Here is a 19,456-nt window from a genome sequence, read left to right as displayed (position 1 = left end):
GCCCCTCGACCGCGTCCAGCCGACGGCTGCTCGGGCTCGCCTACTTCTTGCGGCGGCGGCCGCCCGTGGTCTTCTGGGCCTTGCGGCGCTCGGCGCGCGTCAGGCCGTCCGACTCCGAGCGGGCCGGCTCGTCGTCACCGTTGTCGAAGTCGCCCTCGACCACACCGCCCTCGCCGTCCACCGTGGGCGCCGAGAAGTGCAGCCGGTCGGGGCGCTGCGGGGCGTCCAGACCCTTGGCGCGGATCTCCGGGCGCGCGGCCGGGATGGCGTCCTCCTTGCTGAGCGAGGGCGCGTCGGCGAGCACGGAGTCCTCGACCGGGACCTCCTCGACCTGCTGCTCGACCTGGACCTCCAGGTTGAACAGGTAGCCGACGGACTCCTCCTTGATGCCCTCCATCATGGCGTTGAACATGTCGAAGCCCTCGCGCTGGTACTCGACCAGCGGGTCCTTCTGCGCCATGGCCCGCAGGCCGATGCCCTCCTGGAGGTAGTCCATCTCGTAGAGGTGCTCGCGCCACTTGCGGTCCAGGACCGACAGGACCACGCGGCGCTCCAGCTCGCGCATGATGTCCGAGCCGAGCTGCTCCTCACGGGAGGCGTACTGCTCGTAGATGTCCTCCTTGACGGACTCGGCGATGAACTCGGCGGTGATGCCGGCCCGGTCGCCCGCCGCGTCCTCCAGCTCCTCCACGGTGACCTTCACCGGGTAGAGCTGCTTGAAGGCGCCCCACAGCCGGTCCAGGTCCCACTCCTCGGCGAAGCCCTCGACGGTCTCGGCCTGGATGTAGGCGTCGATCGTGTCGTCCATGAAGTGCCTGACCTGCTCGTGCAGGTCCTCGCCCTCCAGGACGCGGCGGCGCTCGCCGTAGATGACCTCGCGCTGGCGGTTGAGCACCTCGTCGTACTTCAGGACGTTCTTGCGGGTCTCGAAGTTCTGCTGCTCGACCTGCGACTGGGCGGACGCGATCGCGCGCGTCACCATCTTGTTCTCGATCGGCACGTCGTCCGGGACGTTCGCCATCGACATGACGCGCTCGACCATCGCGGCCTTGAACAGGCGCATCAGGTCGTCGCCGAGCGACAGGTAGAAACGGGACTCGCCCGGGTCGCCCTGACGGCCGGAACGGCCGCGCAGCTGGTTGTCGATGCGCCGCGACTCGTGCCGCTCGGTACCGAGGACGTACAGGCCGCCGAGCTCCTTGACCTCTTCGAACTCGGCCTTGACGGCGAGCTCGGCCTTCTCCAGGGCGGCGGGCAGCGCCGCGGCCCACTCCTCGACGTGCTCCACCGGGTCGAGACCCGCCTGGCGCAGCTCGGCCTCGGCGAGGTCGTCCGGGTTGCCGCCGAGCTTGATGTCCGTGCCTCGTCCGGCCATGTTGGTGGCGACGGTCACGGCGCCCTTGCGGCCGGCCTGGGCGACGATCGTCGCCTCCCGGTCGTGCTGCTTGGCGTTGAGCACCTCGTGCTGGATGCCGCGCTTGGAGAGCTGCTGCGAGAGGTACTCGGACTTCTCGACCGAGGTGGTGCCGACCAGGATCGGCTGGCCCTTCTCGTGCTTCTCGGCGATGTCGTCGACGACCGCCTCGAACTTGGCGACCTCGGTGCGGTAGATCAGGTCGGACTGGTCCATGCGGACCATCGGCCGGTTGGTCGGGATCGGGACGACGCCGAGCTTGTAGATCTGGTGGAACTCCGCGGCCTCGGTCATCGCCGTACCGGTCATGCCGGAGAGGCCGGGCTCTTCCTTGCCCTGCTGGTCGTGCCGCTTGTAGAGGCGGAAGAAGTTCTGCAGGGTGATCGTGGCGAGGGTCTGGTTCTCGTCCTTGATGTCCACCCCTTCCTTCGCCTCGATCGCCTGGTGCATGCCCTCGTTGTAGCGGCGGCCGGCGAGGATACGGCCGGTGTGCTCGTCGACGATCATGACTTCGCCGTCCATGACGACGTAGTCCTTGTCCTTCTTGAACAGTTCCTTCGCCTTGATGGCGTTGTTCAGGTAACCGACGAGCGGGGTGTTCACCGACTCGTAGAGGTTGTCGATGCCCAGCCAGTCCTCGACCTTGGCCACGCCCGGCTCGTGGATGGCGACGGTGCGCTTCTTCTCGTCGACCTCGTAGTCGCCGGTCTCCTCGATGCCCTTCAGCGGGTTGCCCGCCTCGCCCTTGGTCAGGCGCGTCACCAGCTTGGCGAAGTCGCCGTACCACTTGGTGGCCTGGTCGGCCGGGCCGGAGATGATCAGCGGCGTACGGGCCTCGTCGACCAGGATCGAGTCGACCTCGTCGACGATCGCGAAGTTGTGGCCGCGCTGGACGAGCTCGTCCTGGGACCACGCCATGTTGTCGCGCAGGTAGTCGAAGCCGAACTCGTTGTTCGTGCCGTACGTGATGTCGGCGGCGTACTGCGCGCGGCGCTCGGCGGGCGACATGTTGGCCAGGATGCAGCCGACCTCCAGGCCGAGGAACTTGTGCACCCGGCCCATCATCTCGGAGTCGCGCTCGGCCAGGTAGTCGTTCACCGTGATCAGGTGGACGCCCTTGCCGGACAGCGCGTTCAGGTAGGCCGGCAGCGTGCCGACGAGGGTCTTGCCCTCGCCGGTCTTCATCTCGGCGACGTAACCGAGGTGCAGCGCGGCTCCACCCATCATCTGGACGTCGTAGTGACGCTGGCCGAGGACGCGCTTGGCGGCCTCGCGCACGGTCGCGAAGGCTTCGGGGAGCAGGTCGTCGAGGCTCTCGCCGTCCGCGTACCGCTGCTTGTACTCGTCGGTGAGGGCACGCAGCTCGGCGTCGGAGAGGTTGACGAAGTCCTCTTCGATGGAGTTGACCTGGTCCGCGATGCGGTGCAGCTTGCGCAGGATCTTGCCTTCGCCTGCACGCATGATCTTTGAGAGGACGGACACGGGGGTTGGTCTCCTTGCCGGTCGGGCCTGGCGCGGTCGAGTGGCTATGGGTGTGGATACGGCAACGGTCATCGTATGCGAGGACCCGGCCGCGCCGGGAGGTCTGCTGTTACGACAACGGACGGGACCGGCCGAAGGTGCCGGGCGGGTGGGGAAATGAGGTGGTTCCCACGGTCGTGGGCCAGGAGAATCGGGCGATGGAAGCCATAACGCTCACCACTGAACGCCTCCTGCTGCGCCCGGTCGGCCCCCAGGACGCCGACGCCGTCCATGCGGCTTGTCAGGATCCCGACATCCAGCGCTGGACGACGGTCCCCTCGCCCTATCTGCGCGAGCACGCGCAGGCCTTCACCTCGTCCTACGGCCCGGACGGCTGGCGTCACGACACCGACTACACCTTCGCAGTACTTACCGCGGACGGCTCGGCCCTGGTCGCCATGATGAGCGTCACGCGGCGCGGTCCCGGCTGCGCGGAACTCGGCTTCTGGGCGACCAAGGAGCACCGGGGCCGCGGCTATGCGGTGGAGGCCGCTGCCCGGCTGGCCCGCTGGGCCTTCGAGGCGGCCGCCGTCGACCGTCTTGAGTGGCGCGCGGAGGTCGGCAACGAGGCCTCCCGGGCCGTCGCCCTGAAGGTCGGCTTCACCCTGGAGGGCACCCTGCGCTCGGCGGCCGTGCACCAGGGCAGCCGCCGCGACCACTGGGTCGGCTCGCTGCTCCCCGCGGACCTGGGCCTGCCGGGTGTGCTGCCCCACCTGCCCGCGCGGGCCTGACCCCCCGTGCTGTCGGCGGGCCCGATCACCCCGGGCGTCGGCAACGGACCTGGCCGCGCCCCGCGTTGTCAGTGCCGGCCACTATCGTGCGGAGCATGACGAGCCTGCCGCCTGCCGCCGCCGAACTGTCCGCCGACGAGGCCCGCAGGATCGCCCTGCGCGCCCAGGGCTTCCTCGGGGCGCCCGACCGCCGGGGCGGGGTGCGCGGGGTGCTGCGCCACCTGGGGGCGGTGCAGCTGGACACCATCTCCGTGCTCGCCCGCTCGCACGAGCTCGTCCCCTACGCCCGTCTCGGAGCGGTCGGCCGCCCCCGGATCGAGGAGGCGTACTGGAGCGGTGGCCACGCCTTCGAGTACTGGTCGCACGCGGCGTGCATCCTGCCCGTCGAGGAGTGGCCGCACTTCGCGTTCCGCCGCCGCGCCTACCGCTCCCGGCCGCACTGGGGGCACGAGCTGCCGGACGGCGCCTACGAGCAGGTGATCAAGCAGCTGCGCGCCGAAGGACCGCTCACGGCAACGGACTTGGGCGGCGCCAAGAACAAGGGCGAGTGGTGGGACTGGTCCGCCTCCAAGGTCGCCGTCGAGCGCGCCCTGATGTACGGCGAGGTGGTCTGCACCGAGCGGCGCGGCTGGAAGCGGGTCTACGACCTGGCCGAGCGCGCCATTCCGGAGCCGCTGCTGCACGACGACCTGGACGACACCGAGTGCCTGCGCCGGCTGGTGCGGCTGGCCGGCCAATCCCTCGGGGTGGGCACCCGCGCGGACATCGCGGACTACCACCGCCTCAAGGGCGAGCAGTTCGACGCGGTGGTCGCCGATTCGGGCCTGGTGCCGGTCACCGTGCAGGGCTGGGGCAAGCCCGCCTGGGCGGATCCCGAGGCGCTGGCCACCGAGCCCCGCGGCCGCCACCGCACCACGTTGCTTTCGCCGTTCGACTCCCTGGTGTGGGACCGCGCCCGCACCGAGCGCGTCTTCGGCTTCGCCCACCGCCTGGAGGCGTACGTCCCCAAACCCAAGCGGATCCACGGGTACTTCGCGATGCCGCTGCTCTCCGGCGGCAGGCTGGTCGGCCGTGTCGACCCGGCCCGCGAGGGGCGCACGCTGGTCGCCAAGCAGGTCTCGCTGGCCTCGCCGAAGGCCGTGAAGCCCATGGCTCAGGCCCTGTCGGAGGCCGCGACCTGGGTGGGCTGCGACGCGGTACGTGTCGAGCGGGCCGGGTCTCCGCAGGAGGCGGCGGCGCTCACCTCGGCGCTGGCGGCTATCTGATCTCCAGGATCTTCTCGCGCATCGCGTACACCACCGCCTCCATCCTGGAGTGCAGCTGGAGCTTCTCCAGGATGTTGCGCACATGGTTCTTCACGGTGTTCTCGGAGATGAACAACTCCTTGGCGATGTCCCGGTTGTTCATCCCCGTGGCCACCAGCTTGAGCACCTCCAGCTCCCGCTCGGTGAGCCGGGGCGCGGGCACCAGACGGCGCTCGTCGGTGCGCTGGATCATCGACTTGAACTCGGTGAGCAGCTTGGAGGCCATCGAGGGGCTGATCTGCGACTGGCCGTCGGCGACCGCGCGGATCGCGGTCGCCACCTCGTCGGTGGAGATCTCCTTGAGGAGATAGCCGGTCGCCCCCGCCTTGATCGCGTCGTAGAGGTCGGCCTCCTCGTCGCTGATCGTCAGCATGATGATCTTCGCGCTGGGGGCCACCTCCTTGATGGAGGTGCAGGCCTCGATGCCACCGCGCCGGGGCATCCGCACGTCCATGAGCACGATGTCCGGCAGCAGATCGGCCGCCTTGTCCACCGCCTCCGCGCCGTCCCCGGCCTCGCCGATGACCTGGATGTCCTCCTCGGCGGCCAGCACGATCTCCAGCCCCCGGCGGAAAAGCGCGTGGTCGTCCACCACCAGGACCCGGATCGGCTCCTTGCGGGAACCGCCCATGTCCATGCCGCTCTCGCGGTCCCCCCCGTTCCGGCTGTCGGCATGGGAACCGTCGTGCACCGGACCGAAGTTGTCCGCCATCGTTCCTCCCCCTGAAGGCCGTGGCCCGCGTTGGTGTGCTGCACCAACCACGCTCCAGGGAGCTGCGGTTGGCGTGCGACGCCATGATTTCATGCCCGGCCGACAGAAAGGGGTTCCAGTGGTCGCACGGTGGTGCCCCTGGGGGCGCACACGCGCTCCAGGGGCACCGTCGCCCGCTGATACGGCGCGCCGTCCTCAGACGTTCAGCGCGTCCGCCCCGCGGGGGGATCCGTGATCCTTCCGGCCGGGGTCAGCCGCCCAGCGCACCGCCCGCACCGCTCGCGTCCTCACCGGCGAGCGGGTCGGTCTCCAGGTGGATGACGCCGTAGTCGTAGGCGTGCCGCCGGTAGACGACACTGGGGTTCTTCGTCTCCGAGTCGACGAACAAGTAGAAGTCGTGCCCGACCAGCTCCATCTCGTAGAGCGCCTGGTCGAGCGTCATCGCGGCTGCCGTATGCGTCTTCTCGCGGACCACCAGCGGCCCTTCGCCCTTCACTTCGAGCGAGCCGATCCTGGTGGTGGGGATGCGGTCTTCCTCCGAAGTGTCCACAAGCTCGCCGTTTCCGTTCAGCGACGCCACACCCGGCACTGCGTCGACGACCTCGGCGGCCGAGAGCCGGCCGTTGCCACGGCGCGTGTAGCGCTTGTCGTGCTGCTTGCGCAGCCGCGCCTCCAGCTTGCCGGTCGCCAGATCGAGCGCCGCGTACGGGTCTGCTGCCGCCGCCTCCGCACGGATCACCGGGCCTCGCGAGTGGAGGGTGATCTCCACCCGGTCCGAGCGGTCCGCCTGCCGCGGGTTGTGTTCCTTGGACACCTCGACGTCGAGGCTGATTACCTTGCCGTCGAGCTTCTGGATCTTCTCCAGCTTCAGCTTCTCGGCCACGTGCTTGCGGAACCGCTCGGGCACCTCGGTCTTGCGGCCCTTGACGACGATGTCCACGCAGAACTCCGTTCCCGGATCACTCCGCTCTCCGCGGAGTGGCTCCCTTTTGCACCAGACCCCGGTGTGTGCCGGGGCGTCGGACTCGGTGACGTATCACCTCCTCCTCCCCCGTCGAGAAGATCCCCACCCCACCGACTCGGGGGTAAGTGAAAACGCGCCGAAGCTCAGTCGTGCATTAAGTGAACGGGCTTTCGCCATTCCTCACAACCGAACATAGCTCTCTCGGCCTGATGTCGGCACCCGCTACTCGCACGTACCACCACTCGGGTGTTTCCGCCCTCTCACTACCTGCAACGATGCACGTTCTCTGTCAGTTCCGGTTTATTGCGAACGATTCCGGAGCCGCCGCGACAACCGCGGCGAGCGGGCGCCGGTCATCGCCGTACGGCGATGCCGACCCGGCACCTCGCCGACGATGCGAAGCCCCCGCCGGAGGAAATACCGGAATTCCCTGCCTGGGGCATCCATCTCCGTCCGGAGCGTCCTTGTCCCGACCGCCTACCCCGGCCGCACGGATCGCACGCGCCGCTTCCGCAAGGGATGCACCGGTGGTCATCAGATCGTCCACCAGGACCACCTGGCCGCCCCTCAGGAGCCCTGCGCCGCCACCCGCCACCACCAGGGCCCCCGACAGATTCCGGAGCCGCTGGGGGGCGCTCAGGCCCGCCTGGTCGGCCACCGCACGGCGCTGGCGCAGGACCGCGGCCACCCGGGCGTCCGTACCGCCCCGGCGCAGCTCACCGGCCGCGGCCAGCGCGATGCGCCGGGTCGCGTCGTGCCCGCGGGCCCGCACCGCGCGGCGCGACGACGGCACCGGGACCAGGAGCAATGGCCCCTGCCCGCAGGGACCCGCGGCCGCCCGGGCCGCACTCGCGAGCGCCTGTCCGAGCACCCCGGCCAGGCCGAGCGCGCCCCGCTCCTTGTGGCCGAGCAGCACCGCGCGCACCGCGTCCTCGTAGGGCGCCGCCGCGTACACGACCGGCAGCCCGCCGGGCTCCGGCGCCGGGCGCACCCGGCGCGCGGGCGCCCCGAGCAGCTCCGCCCCGCACCGCCCGCACAGCGCCGTGCGCGGCCGGCCGCAGCCGCCGCACGCGGTCGGCAGCACAAGGCCGGAGAACTCCCGCCACCACCCCCGCATGGCTTCACTGTGCCCACCGGAGTCGGCATACCGCCACCCCTGTGGACAACCCGCCCACCGCCCTGGAACCACCCCGGACAGTCCCCTGGAACCACCCCGGAGGGCCCCTGGATCTACCCCGGATAGGCGGGCGCCGAGCCCTTCTTGACCGCCGTGCGCCAGTTCGCACCGGGCGGCAGCCGGACGATGCCGTCCTCCTGCGAGTGCGCCACCAGGGGCATTCGGTCGTCGTCGGTGGCGGCGACATCCGTGACCTTGTTGACGCTCGGCAGGGTGCCCGCTGCCGACGTGGACCCGTCCGTCTGCACATAGCGCAGCTGCTGCGACACCCCGCCGATCTCCTTGCCGACCACCACGAGACGGCTGCGCCCGGCCCACGACACGGCCGTCACGTCCTCCATCTGCGGTGCCCCGGCGCGCAGTTCGACCACCGAGACCACGCTCCTGGCGCCCTCACCGCTCCGCTCGACCCGGCCGATCCGCAGCGTCGTGTGGGTGCCGTCGGAGACCAGCAGCGCCGCGCGCACGCCGTCCGCGGACATCCGCACCTGCTGGACGCGCGCGCCGTCGAGCCCGGCGACGTCGACCGTCTGCGGCTGCCCCGTGCCCTGCACGAGGCGCAACAGCCGCGGCTTGGCCGCGTTGCGGTCGGCCACCCACAGGTCGCCGCGCCCGTCCCAGCTCGGCGCCGAGAGGCCGCCGTCCTTCGCGTCCTTGTCGTCGCTGGTCACCGGCGGACGCGTCAGGGCGCCATCGGCCGCGAGCGGCGCCACGAGCAGGGACCTGCCGTCCGCAGACACCCCGGCCGCGCGCTTCTCGTCCCGCGAGACCGCGACCGTACGCACCTGCTGGTCGCCCTTGCCGAACGGCCCCTGCACCGGCTCGGTCACCACCGAGCCGTCAGCACTGTCCGAGGCGTCGGAGCCGTCCGCGCCGCTGCCGGAGCCGTCCGAGCCGCCCGCGTCGGCCCGCATCCGCTCGACATGGCCGTCCGCGTCCACGAAGTACTGGCCGGGGCTGGTGGACATGCGGTCCGGCGCGTACGTCTCCGCCTGGTCGCCGCTGAGCACGCACAGCTGGGAGCCGTTGGCCCGGTCCAGCTCCACCTGGCCGATCCGCGCCGTCGTCAAGTCCCGCAGCGTGAAAAGGACTTGGGCCGCCATGCGCTTGCACTGGGCCTCGCCCGCGTTGGAGGCGCGCTCGTTCAGGGGCACCTTCAGGGCGTTGCGGTCGTCCAGGGCAAGGGACTTGGTGCCGTCCTTCAGGGCCGTCCCCGAGGGGAACTTCGAGGCGACCACCGGACTCAGCCAGCTCGTCGGGCCGTCCAGGACGGACTGCACCGTCTGCGTGATCAGGTTCATCTGCGTCACGGGATCGGTGCGCAGCCTCATGTAGACCGGATCGGCGACGAGACGGTCCTGGCCCACCGCGAAGTAGTACTTGTTGACGGAGCGGTAGATGCGCTGGAAGTCGGACTGGCCGAGCAGCAGCCCCTCCGGCAGTGCGTCGATGCGCCACTCGCGGCCCGTGCCGTCGGCACCGCTCTGGCGGACCAGATGGATGGTCTCGTTGTACGTGCCCTGGGGATTGGCCGGCCGGTAGGCGTGCTGTTTGTCGACGAGGGCGACGGGCTTGCCGGACACCGTGAAGGTGAAGCCGTTGGCGTCCGCGCCCCGGTCCGCGGAGCGGTTGGGCTGCGGATCGGGCCCGTCCGCCAGGACGGTGACCGTGGTCGCCCGCCAATCCATGGCGGCCTTCGGCGTCAGGTACTGGCGGGCCATCGCGAACTGGGGATCGTCACTGGTCATCGCTTCGAGGAAGCCCGAGACGATCTCGTTGGGCTCGGCGCCCGGCCGCGGCGGCACCGCGTACACCTGCACCTGCGAGTCGGCGCGCTGGGAGGCGGAGACCGAATGCACGTCTCCGCTGCTCGGCATGGACGCGCAGCCCGACACGAGCAGCGATCCGCAGCTCAGGACGACCACCGCCCCCAGCAGCTTGCCGCGGGCCCTCCCCCGGTCAGCGCCCACGGGCCGATCCCTCCTGGTCAGTCGTTTCGACGAGCCCCTCCGAGGCCGCCGTACCGTCCTCGTGCGTCCCCGTCGGCCGCGCCCCCGGTTCCGTCTCGGGCCGGCGTGCCACCACCCGGCCACCGCCACCGCCACCGCCGGGCAGCCCGGCGGGGCTGGCCGCCGGGCCAGAGGTGCGCGGACGCACCGGGGCCGTGGGCGGCACCGGCAGCGGGGAGCGGTCGAGGCGGGGTATCGGCACGGTGGACAGCCGGTTGCCCTGGGTTCCCGAGGACGCCGCCTCGGTCCTGGCCCGCTCGCGGGCGGCCCGTGAGTCCTCCGGCTCCAGCGGTATCGGCGATCCCCGCAGCGGCTCGTCGGCGGTGCGAGGCAGCGTCAGCCGGAACTGGGAACCCCCGCCGGGCTCGCCCCAGGCCTGGAGCCAGCCGCCGTGCAGCCGCGCGTCCTCGACCGCGATCGACAGACCGAGCCCGGTACCGCCGGTGGTACGGGCGCGCGCCGGATCGGCCCGCCAGAACCGGTTGAACACCCGGGTCGCCTCTCCGGGCTTCAGCCCGACGCCGTAGTCCCGCACGGCGACGGCGACGGCACCGCCGGCCGCCGCGAGGCGCACCACGACGTCCCGGCCCTCGCCGTGCTCGACGGCGTTGACGACCAGGTTGCGCAGCACCCGCTCGACCCGGCGGGCATCCGCCTCGGCGACCACGGGCTGCTCGTCGCCGGCCACCCGTATGTGCGTGCCCTTGCGCTCGGCGAGCGGCTCGGCGCCCTCGATGACCCGGCGTACGACCTCGCGCAGGTCTATCGGCTCGGCCTCCAGGGCGGCGGCACCCGCGTCGAACCGGCTGATCTCCAGGAGGTCGGCGAGGAGCGACTCGAACCGGTCCAGCTGCCCGGCGAGCAGTTCGGCCGAGCGCGCCGTCACCGGATCGAAGTCGACGCGGGCCTCGTGGATGACGTCGGCCGCCATCCGTACGGTCGTCAGGGGGGTGCGCAGCTCGTGCGAGACGTCGGAGACGAACCGTCGCTGCATCCGCGAGAGCTCCTCCAGCTGGTTGATCTTGACCTGGAGGTTCTGCGCCATCTTGTTGAAGGCCTCGCCGAGCCGGGCGATGTCGTCCTCGCCGGTGACCTTCATGCGCTCCCTGAGCACGCCCGTGGAGAGCCGTTCGGCGACTCCGGCCGCCATCCGCACCGGCGTGACCACCTGCCGCACGACGAGCCAGGCGATCGCCCCGAGCAGCACCACGACGAACAGACCGGCGGTCGCGAGCGTCGTCTTGACCAGGGTGAGCGACTTCTCCTCCTGCACCAGCGGGAAGAGGTAGTACAGCTGATAGGACTGCCCGTCGACGTCCTTGAGCCGGGTACCCACCACAAGCCCGGGCTCGGCCTCCTGGCCGTCGGTGAACTTGATCGAGGTGTACGTCTTGAACGCGCCGACCCCCTGGTCGACGCTGTCGCGCAGGCTCTGCGGAACACTGGCGCGGGGATCGACGTAGCCGGAGGCGCGCGGGCCCCGGTTGCTGGACGCCGAGTCCGAGTCGGAGGACGCCGAGCCGAGGGCGACCACGTAGAACGCGCCCTGGCCGCTGCTGGCGAGCTGGGTCACCAGATCGTTGCGCCAGCTCACCGAGGAGCCGGAGCCCCGGCCGCCGGACGCGGTGTCGTCACCGGACGAGACCGGGGTGCCGGCCTTGTCCTTGGCGACGGCGAAGCCGCCGGCGGACTGGCTCTCGGCCGCCTTCTCCTTGGTGTCGAGCAGGCCGTTGCGCACGGCCCCGATGACCACGAAACCGAGCAGCACGACCACGCCCAGCGACATCAGCAGGGTGGCCGCGACCACCCGCAGCTGGATGTTGCGCCGCCACAGCCGTGCGGCGGGCAGCAGCGGACGCCGCAGCCAGCGCACGACGAGGCGCAGCACCGGACCGCCGGGCGCTCCGTCCTGAAGCAGCCGGCCGCCCCAGGACGTCTTGCGCCCAGCTTCTTGGGTCATCTCAGCTCGGTCCCGCCTTGTAACCGACCCCACGGACGGTCACCACGATCTCCGGCCGCTCGGGGTCCTTCTCGACCTTCGAGCGAAGCCGCTGCACATGCACGTTGACCAGGCGGGTGTCCGCCGCGTGACGGTAGCCCCAGACCTGTTCGAGGAGTACTTCACGAGTGAACACCTGCCACGGCTTGCGGGCGAGCGCGACCAGGAGGTCGAACTCCAGCGGGGTCAGGGCGATCGACTGCCCGTCCCGCTTCACCGAGTGGCCTGCCACGTCGATGACCAGATCGCCGATGGCTAGCTGTTCCGGCGCAGGCTCCTCGGACCTGCGCAGCCGGGCCCGGATCCGGGCGACCAGCTCCTTGGGCTTGAACGGCTTCACGATGTAGTCGTCGGCCCCGGACTCCAGGCCGACCACCACGTCCACGGTGTCGCTCTTGGCGGTGAGCATGACGATCGGCACACCCGACTCGGCCCTGATCAGCCTGCAGACCTCGATGCCGTCCCGTCCGGGCAGCATGAGATCGAGCAGCACCAGGTCGGGCTTGGCGTCACGGAATGCCGCCAGTGCCTTGTCGCCATCCGCTACGAACGACGGCTCAAAACCTTCTCCACGCAACACAATGCCGAGCATCTCGGCCAGTGCGGTGTCGTCGTCGACGACAAGGACGCGTCCCTTCATAAACGTCATCATCCCATTAGCTAATCGTTACCTGGCGTGACCTGGCACACAGCTCCCTCAGACCGCCCCCTGTCACGGGCGACAGCACCCCCTCCTCCGTGACGATCGCCGTGACCAGGTCCGGCGGCGTCACATCGAAGGCGGGGTTGTACGCCTGGGTCCCCAACGGGGCCACCGGAAGGCCGGAACCCGACCCCCAGCCCCCACCCGCGGCCTGCGGCACAGTGAGCTCCGTCACTTCTTGGCCGGGCCGCTGCTCGACCTCGATCGCATCGCCGTCGGGAGTCTCCAGGTCCACCGTGGTGACGGGCGCGACCACGATGAAGGGCACGTGGTGGTACTTGGCGAGCACGGCGAGCGGATAGCTGCCCACCTTGTTCGCCACCGAGCCGTCGGCCGCGATCCGGTCGGCCCCGATGAGGACAGCGTCCACCTCACCGGCCGCGAACAGCGAGCCGGCCGCATTGTCACTCAGCAGGCTGTACGCCATACCGCTGCCCGCTGCCTCGTACGCGGTCAGCCGCGCCCCCTGGAGCAGGGGCCGCGTCTCGTCCACCCACAGCCGTCGCAGACGGCCCGCCCGGTGTGCGGCGAGGGCGACGGCGAAGGCGGTGCCCTCGCCGCCGGACACCAACCGCCCGGTGTTGCAGTGGGTGAGGATCCGGTGGCTGCCGCCCGGCAGCAGCTCGTCGAGCAGCGCGAGCCCGTGCCGGGCCATGCGCGCGCTGGCCTCGGCGTCGGCCCGGTGCAGCTCCTTGGCGGCGGCCAGCGCCGCGGCCCCGGCCTCCGCCGCTCCTCCGCCCTTCTCGACCGCGGCCCGGTACGCCCCGGCCGCCAGCCGCACTCCGTACGCCAGATTGACCGCGGTGGGCCTGGCCCCCGCGAGCAGCGCCGCCGCCTCGTCCACGTCGTAGCCACGAGCCGCGGCGAGCGCCACCCCGTAGGCCCCGGCGATGCCGAGCAGCGGGGCTCCTCGTACCGCCAGCCTCTGAATGGCGAGCACAAGGCCCGGCACATCGGTGCAGACCAGCTCCATCTCCTCGGCGGGCAGCCGGGTCTGGTCCAGGAGGACCAGTACGGGGCCCTCCGGCGGCTCGTCCCAGCGCAGCGAAGGTATGCCCGAAGGGCCGGGCCCCATGGTGGTTCGCACGTCCTGATCAGCCATCCGCCCAGTCTGCCCCGGAAGCCGCCGACAATTGAAGGTGCCAACGAGATACGGGCGCAGGTCCATGGCCGGGATCCACGTGACACCATGGCAGCCAACCCGAAGGAGCCGGCGTGCGCAGCCGGTCCCGCGACCAATCCACGAGGTGGACGACCGTGAACGACTCTCCGGGCTGGGCCTCGCCCGGATCGCCCTCCTCCGACGGCGAGAACACCGGCGGCGAGAACTCCGGCACGCCTGCGACTGCGGAACCCTCCGACCGGGCCCGTGCCTCCTCGAAGTGGTCCCAGGACCAGCCCCCGGCCGCCCCGTGGTCCTCGCCGGGCGCGGGCGGCCCGACGCCTCCGCGGCAGGCTCCCGGCTGGGGCGGGATGCCGCAGGGCCAGGAAGGGTCGGGACAGGTCCCCGGGCAGCCTCCGGGCGCCCACTGGAACCAGAACTACGGCCGCCCGCCGGCCGCGAAGCCGGGCGTCATCCCGCTGCGGCCCCTGGGTGTCGGCGAGATCCTCGACGGCGCCGTCTCCACGGCGCGCGCCCACTGGCGAACGGTCCTCGGCCTCACGCTGACGGTCGCGGTGATCTCGCAGATCGCCCAGCTCCTCGCCACCCGCTACCTCGTACCGGCCCCGGCCTCGATCAACCCGAACGCCACCGGCACCGAAGCCATCAACCAGGCCGTCGACGCGATGCGGTCCAGCCTCGTCGATCTCCTGCCGCCGCTGGTAATCGGTCAGTTCGCCACGCTGTTCACCACGGCCGTCCTCACCATCGTGGTCAGCCGTTCCGTGCTGGGGCGCCAGGTGAGCCTGGGAGACGCCTGGGGCGAGGCCCGGCCGCGGCTCCTGAGCCTGTTGGGTTTGCTGGCCCTGCTGTTCGTCATGTGCGGAGCGATCATCACCGTGGGCATCCTGCCCGGCCTGCTCGTCGGGGGTGCCGGAGGCCTCGCGCTGGCCCTGCTCGGCGGCACCGGCGCGTTCGTGGTCGCGCTGTGGCTGTACGTCCGCTTCAGCCTCGCCTCTCCGGCGCTGATGCTGGAGAGGCAGAGCATCGTCCAGTCCCTGCGGCGCTCCGCCAAGCTGGTCAACGGCTCCTGGTGGCGCATCTTCGGCATCATCTCGTTGACGTCGCTGCTGACGGTCATCGTCTCGATGATCATCATGATCCCGTTCGCGCTCGCCGCGACGGCGGTGGACAGCAGTTCCTTCCACGGTCTCCTCGACGGCACCACCCCCGATTTCAACTGGGCCTACTCGATCGTCTCCGGCATCGGTGCCGTGATCGGATCGGCGATCACCTACCCGATCGCGGCCGGCGTCACCGTCCTGCTCTACATCGACCAGCGCATCCGCCGCGAGGCCCTCGACCTCGAACTGGCTCGCGCCGCAGGTGTTCCCGGCTACGAGACACCCAGGAGCTGATGCAGTGTCAGAAGCGGGGGGCTTCATCACAGCACGACTGCTGAACGGCGCATCCGGCACTCCTCCGGTGGACATCGGACGCGAGCCCGCTCGCGAGGCGGCCCGGCGCGAACTGTCCGACCCGGCGTACCACCAGAACGATCCGAGCCTTCTCCAGAGGGGGCTCAACAAGTTCTGGGACTGGGTCGGTTCCCTCTTCGACTCGGCCTCCGTGGCCACTCCCGGCGGCCCACTCGGCCTGGTCGTGATCGTCGTCGCCGTCATCGCGCTGATCGCCGCCCTCTGGTGGCGCCTCGGCACTCCGCAACGGGCGGCCACCTCGGGCGGCACCGTCTTCGACGACCGCCCCCGCAGCGCCGGCGAACACCGCACCGCGGCCGCGGCACACGCCGCCGCCCGCCGCTGGAACGAAGCCGTCCAGGAGCAGATGCGCGCCATCGTCCGCTCGCTCGAAGAGCGTGCCCTGCTCGACCCGCGCCCCGGCCGCACCGCCGACGAGGCCGCGGCCGAGGCCGGACGCCCGCTGCCCAGCCACGCGAACCGACTCCACGCCGCCGCCCGGGCGTTCGACGACGTCACATATGGCGGCCGCACCGCCGACGAGCCGACGTACATACGACTGCGCGACCTCGACCGGGACCTCGAACGCACCAAGCCCGCCCTGAGCGACGCCATCCACGGGGTGGCCCCGTGACCGCCACCACGACCGCCCCCTCCTCCACCTCGGTCACGGCCCGCCACCTGTGGACCCGGACGCGCGGACTGGCCCTCGCCCTGGTGATCCTCATAGCCGCCGGAATCGCCCTCGCGGCGCTCCGCTCCGACGCCCAGCACGGCGGCCTCGACCCGCGCTCCGCCGACCAGTACGGCAGCCGGGCCGTCGCCGAACTCCTCAAGGCCCAGGGCGTCTCCACTCGCGTGGTCACCACCCTCGGCGAGGCGACAGCCGCCGCCGGGCCGGACACCACCCTCCTCATCACGGTCCCCGATCTCCTGACCGAGAGGCAGCAGCGCCAACTCCGCGCCGCCACCGCCGACTCCGGCGGCCGCACGATCCTCATCGCCCCCTCCTCGCCGTCGCTCGACATCCTTGCTCCCGGCGTCCGCGCCGAGGGCCCGGTCCCCGTCAAACCGCGCGACCCCGGCTGCAGCCGGCCCGACGCCATCCGCGCGGGCCGCGCCGACACCGGCGGCATCCGCTACACGGGCCCCGACGAGAACAACGACGGCTGCTACCCCGCCGACGGCCTGCCCACCCTGCTCCGCACCCCCGCGGCACACGGGCGGGGCGACACGGTCCTGATGGGCGCCCCCGATCCGCTCCTCAATCACCGCCTCGACGAGGAGGGCAACGCCTCCCTCGCCCTCCAACTCCTCGGCACTCGTTCGCATGTGGTCTGGTACCTCCCCTCACTCGGCGACACGTCGGCCACCGACGGCGGCAAACGCTCCTTCTTCGACCTGATCCCGTCCGGCTGGCTGTGGGCCACCCTCCAACTCGCCCTCGCCGCCGTGCTCGCCGTCATCTGGCGCGCCCGTCGGTTCGGCCCGCTCGTCACCGAGCGGCTCCCGGTCGCCATCCGCGCGTCCGAGGCGACCGAAGGCCGGGCCCGCCTGTACCACAAGGCCAACGCCCGCGACCGCGCGGCCGACACCCTGCGCTCGGCCGCCCGCAGCCGACTGGCCCCCCTCCTCGGTGTGGCCGCCTCGGCGGCACACTCCCCCGAGGTCCTCGTCCCGGCCGTCTCCGCCCGGCTCCCCGCGGCCGGCCGCGATCCCCTTTCCCTGCTCTTCGGCCCAACCCCGGCCGACGACGCCGCACTTGTCCGCCTCGCGGACGACCTGGACGCCCTCGAAAGAGAGGTACGCACTTCATGAGCGACCGCACCCCGGAGACCACGGCGAAACCGGACAGCGCCCGCGCTTCCCTCGAAGCCCTGCGCGCCGAGATCGCCAAGGCCGTCGTCGGCCAGGACTCCGCCGTCACCGGCCTCGTCGTCGCCCTCCTGTGCCGCGGCCATGTGCTGCTCGAAGGCGTACCGGGCGTCGCCAAGACCCTCTTGGTGCGCGCCCTGGCCGCCTCCCTCGAACTCGACACCAAGCGCGTTCAGTTCACCCCCGATCTGATGCCGAGCGACGTCACCGGCTCCCTCGTCTATGACGCCCGCACGGCGGAGTTCTCCTTCCAGCCCGGCCCGGTCTTCACCAATCTGCTGCTCGCGGACGAGATCAACCGGACCCCGCCCAAGACCCAGTCCTCCCTCCTCGAAGCCATGGAGGAACGCCAGGTCACGGTGGACGGCACCCCGCGCCTCCTGCCCGACCCGTTCCTGGTCGCCGCAACCCAGAACCCGGTCGAGTACGAGGGCACGTATCCGCTGCCCGAGGCCCAACTGGACCGTTTCCTGCTGAAGTTGACGGTCCCGCTACCGTCTCGCCAGGACGAGATAAACGTCCTGTCCCGGCATGCGAACGGCTTCAACCCCCGTGACCTCCAGGCCGCAGGCATACGTCCAGTGGCCGGTCCCGCGGACCTCGAAGCCGCCCGCGCCGCCGTCGCCAAGACCTCGGTCTCGGACGAGATCGCCGGCTATGTCGTCGATATCTGTCGTGCCACGCGTGAATCCCCCTCGCTCAGCCTCGGGGTCTCCCCCCGAGGCGCCACCGCCCTGCTCTCCACGGCCCGGGCCTGGGCCTGGCTCACCGGGCGGGACTACGTCATCCCGGACGATGTCAAAGCCCTGGCACTCCCCACACTTCGCCATCGCATCCAACTGCGCCCCGAAGCGGAGATGGAGGGCGTCACCGCCGACTCCGTCATCACTTCCGTCCTCGCCCACGTCCCCGTGCCCCGCTGAGGCGACCCCATGGCCCTCACCGGACGCTCCGCACTCCTGGCCGCTCTCGGCTCCGTCCCGGTCGGCGTATTCGCGCCGGGATGGACCGGCATGCTCGCGGTCAATGCTCCCCTTGCACTCGCAATTCTGTGCGACTACGCCTGCGCCGCGCCAGTGCGAAGGCTCCGATTCACCCGAAGCGGTGACACGTCAGTTCGACTGGGTGACGCGGCCGCGGTCGACCTCACCGTCACCAACCCCTCGAACCGCCGCCTCCGTGCCCAGGTCAGGGATGCCTGGCCGCCCAGCAGCTGGACCTCCGACACAGAACAGGCCGCATCCCGCCACCCGTTGACGATCCCGGCCGGCGAACGAAGCCGGATCTCGACGACGCTGCGCCCGACCCGCCGGGGCGACCGCCAAGCTGACCGGATCACGATCCGCTCGTACGGCCCCCTGGGCCTGGCCGCCCGCCAGGGCAGCCACGAAGTCCCGTGGACGGTACGGGTCCTGCCGCCGTTCACCAGCCGCAAACACCTCCCGTCCCGCCTCGCCCGACTGCGCGAACTCGACGGCCGTACCAGCGTGTTGACCCGCGGCGAAGGCACCGAGTTCGACAGCCTCCGCGAGTATGTCCCCGGCGACGACACCCGTTCCATCGACTGGCGCGCGACCGCCCGCCAAGGGAACGTGGCCGTACGCACCTGGCGTCCCGAGCGGGACCGCCACGTCCTGGTCGTCCTCGACACCGGACGCACTTCCGCCGGCCGAGTCGGCGACATCCCCCGCCTCGACGCGGCCATGGACGCCGCACTCCTGCTCGCCGCCCTCGCTTCACGCGCCGGCGACCGGGTCGACCTTCTCGCCTACGACCGCCAAGTCCGCGCCCAGGTGCAGGGCCGAGCAGCAGGCGAACTCCTGTCCGCGCTGGTCAACGCGATGGCCCCGCTCGAACCGTCGCTGGTGGAGACGGATGCCCGAGGTCTGTCCTCGGCAGCGCTGACGCACGCCCCGCGCCGCTCCCTCCTCGTACTGCTCACCAGCCTCGACACCGCGGCAGCCCAGGAGGGGCTGCTCCCCGTGCTCCCCCAACTGACTCAGCGCCACACGGTGTTGGTGGCGGCCGTGGCCGACCCTCATATCCAGCAGATGGCAGCCGCCCGTGGCGATGTCGAGGCGGTCTACGAGGCGGGCGCGGCAGCGCAAACCCAAGAACAGCGCCGCCGCACGGCAGAGAAGCTCATGCGTCACGGCGCCACAGTCGTGGACGCCATCCCGGCTGAACTGGCGCCGGCGCTGGCCGACGCCTACCTCGAACTCAAGGCGGCCGGCCGCCTGTAGTCCCCGTGGTCGGGCGGAGTGAGGAATGAGGGGTGAGAGTGAGATGACAATGACCTCTCATCCCCTCCCCATCCAACAGTCCCAGAACGCGAAAAAGCCCCGCATCAGATCCGTATTTCTACAGACCCCGATGCGGGGCTTTCCCCAAAAATTGTTCGGCGGCGTCCTACTCTCCCACAGGGTCCCCCCTGCAGTACCATCGGCGCTGAAAGGCTTAGCTTCCG

At 71.0% G+C, this 19,456-nt stretch carries 15 protein-coding genes; 7 read left to right on the top strand and 8 right to left on the bottom strand.

Going from position 1 to position 19,456, the window contains the following annotated elements; genetic code table 11:
• Positions 1-40 precede the first annotated feature (40 nt).
• Positions 41-2,896: a preprotein translocase subunit SecA gene (gene secA, locus ACFYNP_RS28530; RefSeq protein WP_388789338.1), complete on the bottom strand. Its 2,856-nt coding sequence runs from the start codon at positions 2,894-2,896 to the stop codon at positions 41-43.
• A 197-nt stretch (positions 2,897-3,093) separates the two neighbouring features.
• Here secA and ACFYNP_RS28525 point away from each other — a divergent pair, with 197 nt between their 5' ends.
• Together ACFYNP_RS28525 and ACFYNP_RS28520 are read left to right on the top strand one after the other, a co-directional pair.
• Entirely contained in the window at positions 3,094-3,666 is a 573-nt protein-coding gene (locus ACFYNP_RS28525; RefSeq protein ID WP_388416902.1) for a GNAT family N-acetyltransferase, read from the top strand.
• A gap of 95 nt (positions 3,667-3,761) precedes the next feature.
• The gene (locus ACFYNP_RS28520; protein WP_388789335.1) at positions 3,762-4,931 is read left to right on the top strand and encodes a winged helix-turn-helix domain-containing protein; all 1,170 of its coding nucleotides are present in this window, start codon (positions 3,762-3,764) and stop codon (positions 4,929-4,931) included.
• Here the strand turns inward: ACFYNP_RS28520 and ACFYNP_RS28515 are convergent.
• The 7 genes from ACFYNP_RS28515 to mtnA form a co-directional block, all read right to left on the bottom strand.
• Entirely contained in the window at positions 4,924-5,682 is a 759-nt protein-coding gene (locus ACFYNP_RS28515; RefSeq protein ID WP_388416897.1) for a response regulator, read from the bottom strand. The two genes, ACFYNP_RS28520 and ACFYNP_RS28515, sit on opposite strands and share 8 nt — an antisense overlap.
• Before the next feature lie 250 nt (positions 5,683-5,932).
• A complete protein-coding gene (hpf, locus tag ACFYNP_RS28510; protein ID WP_100578649.1) occupies positions 5,933-6,622 on the bottom strand; it encodes a ribosome hibernation-promoting factor, HPF/YfiA family in 690 nt (229 codons plus the stop codon).
• Between the two features lie 313 nt (positions 6,623-6,935).
• The gene (locus tag ACFYNP_RS28505; protein ID WP_388789332.1) at positions 6,936-7,763 is read right to left on the bottom strand and encodes a ComF family protein; all 828 of its coding nucleotides are present in this window, start codon (positions 7,761-7,763) and stop codon (positions 6,936-6,938) included.
• A gap of 113 nt (positions 7,764-7,876) precedes the next feature.
• A complete protein-coding gene (locus ACFYNP_RS28500) occupies positions 7,877-9,793 on the bottom strand; it encodes an LpqB family beta-propeller domain-containing protein (protein ID WP_388416893.1) in 1,917 nt (638 codons plus the stop codon).
• Complete coding sequence (gene mtrB / locus ACFYNP_RS28495; RefSeq protein ID WP_388416890.1) at positions 9,783-11,792, bottom strand: MtrAB system histidine kinase MtrB; 2,010 nt, start codon at positions 11,790-11,792, stop codon at positions 9,783-9,785. Before mtrB ends, ACFYNP_RS28500 begins: the two co-directional genes overlap by 11 nt.
• Before the next feature lies 1 nt (position 11,793).
• Positions 11,794-12,483: a two-component system response regulator MtrA gene (mtrA, locus tag ACFYNP_RS28490; protein ID WP_189389435.1), complete on the bottom strand. Its 690-nt coding sequence runs from the start codon at positions 12,481-12,483 to the stop codon at positions 11,794-11,796.
• 4 nt (positions 12,484-12,487) lie between these two features.
• Positions 12,488-13,636: an S-methyl-5-thioribose-1-phosphate isomerase gene (gene mtnA / locus ACFYNP_RS28485; RefSeq protein ID WP_388416887.1), complete on the bottom strand. Its 1,149-nt coding sequence runs from the start codon at positions 13,634-13,636 to the stop codon at positions 12,488-12,490.
• Between the two features lie 155 nt (positions 13,637-13,791).
• Between mtnA and ACFYNP_RS28480 the strand changes: the two genes are divergently transcribed.
• Genes ACFYNP_RS28480 through ACFYNP_RS28460 form a run of 5 tightly spaced genes read left to right on the top strand, consistent with a single transcriptional unit; the run spans position 13,792 to position 19,232 of the window.
• Positions 13,792-15,054, top strand: coding sequence for a glycerophosphoryl diester phosphodiesterase membrane domain-containing protein (locus ACFYNP_RS28480; protein WP_388789330.1), 1,263 nt, complete (start codon positions 13,792-13,794; stop codon positions 15,052-15,054).
• Between the two features lie 4 nt (positions 15,055-15,058).
• Positions 15,059-15,748: a DUF4129 domain-containing protein gene (locus ACFYNP_RS28475; protein WP_388789328.1), complete on the top strand. Its 690-nt coding sequence runs from the start codon at positions 15,059-15,061 to the stop codon at positions 15,746-15,748.
• The gene (locus ACFYNP_RS28470; RefSeq protein ID WP_388789325.1) at positions 15,745-16,932 is read left to right on the top strand and encodes a DUF4350 domain-containing protein; all 1,188 of its coding nucleotides are present in this window, start codon (positions 15,745-15,747) and stop codon (positions 16,930-16,932) included. The genes ACFYNP_RS28475 and ACFYNP_RS28470 overlap by 4 nt, the downstream gene beginning before the upstream one ends.
• Entirely contained in the window at positions 16,929-17,912 is a 984-nt protein-coding gene (locus tag ACFYNP_RS28465) for an AAA family ATPase (protein WP_388789322.1), read from the top strand. Before ACFYNP_RS28470 ends, ACFYNP_RS28465 begins: the two co-directional genes overlap by 4 nt.
• 9 nt (positions 17,913-17,921) lie before the next feature.
• On the top strand, positions 17,922-19,232 hold the full coding sequence (locus ACFYNP_RS28460; RefSeq protein WP_388789319.1) for a DUF58 domain-containing protein: 1,311 nt from the start codon (positions 17,922-17,924) through the stop codon (positions 19,230-19,232).
• Positions 19,233-19,456: the final 224 nt, after the last annotated feature.

The organism is Streptomyces sp. NPDC006691, from assembly GCF_042869955.1.
Taxonomy (GTDB): Bacteria; Actinomycetota; Actinomycetes; order Streptomycetales; family Streptomycetaceae; genus Streptomyces.
The sequence above is the reverse complement of the archived record's forward strand: the minus strand, read 5'-3'. Positions and strand labels throughout refer to the sequence as shown.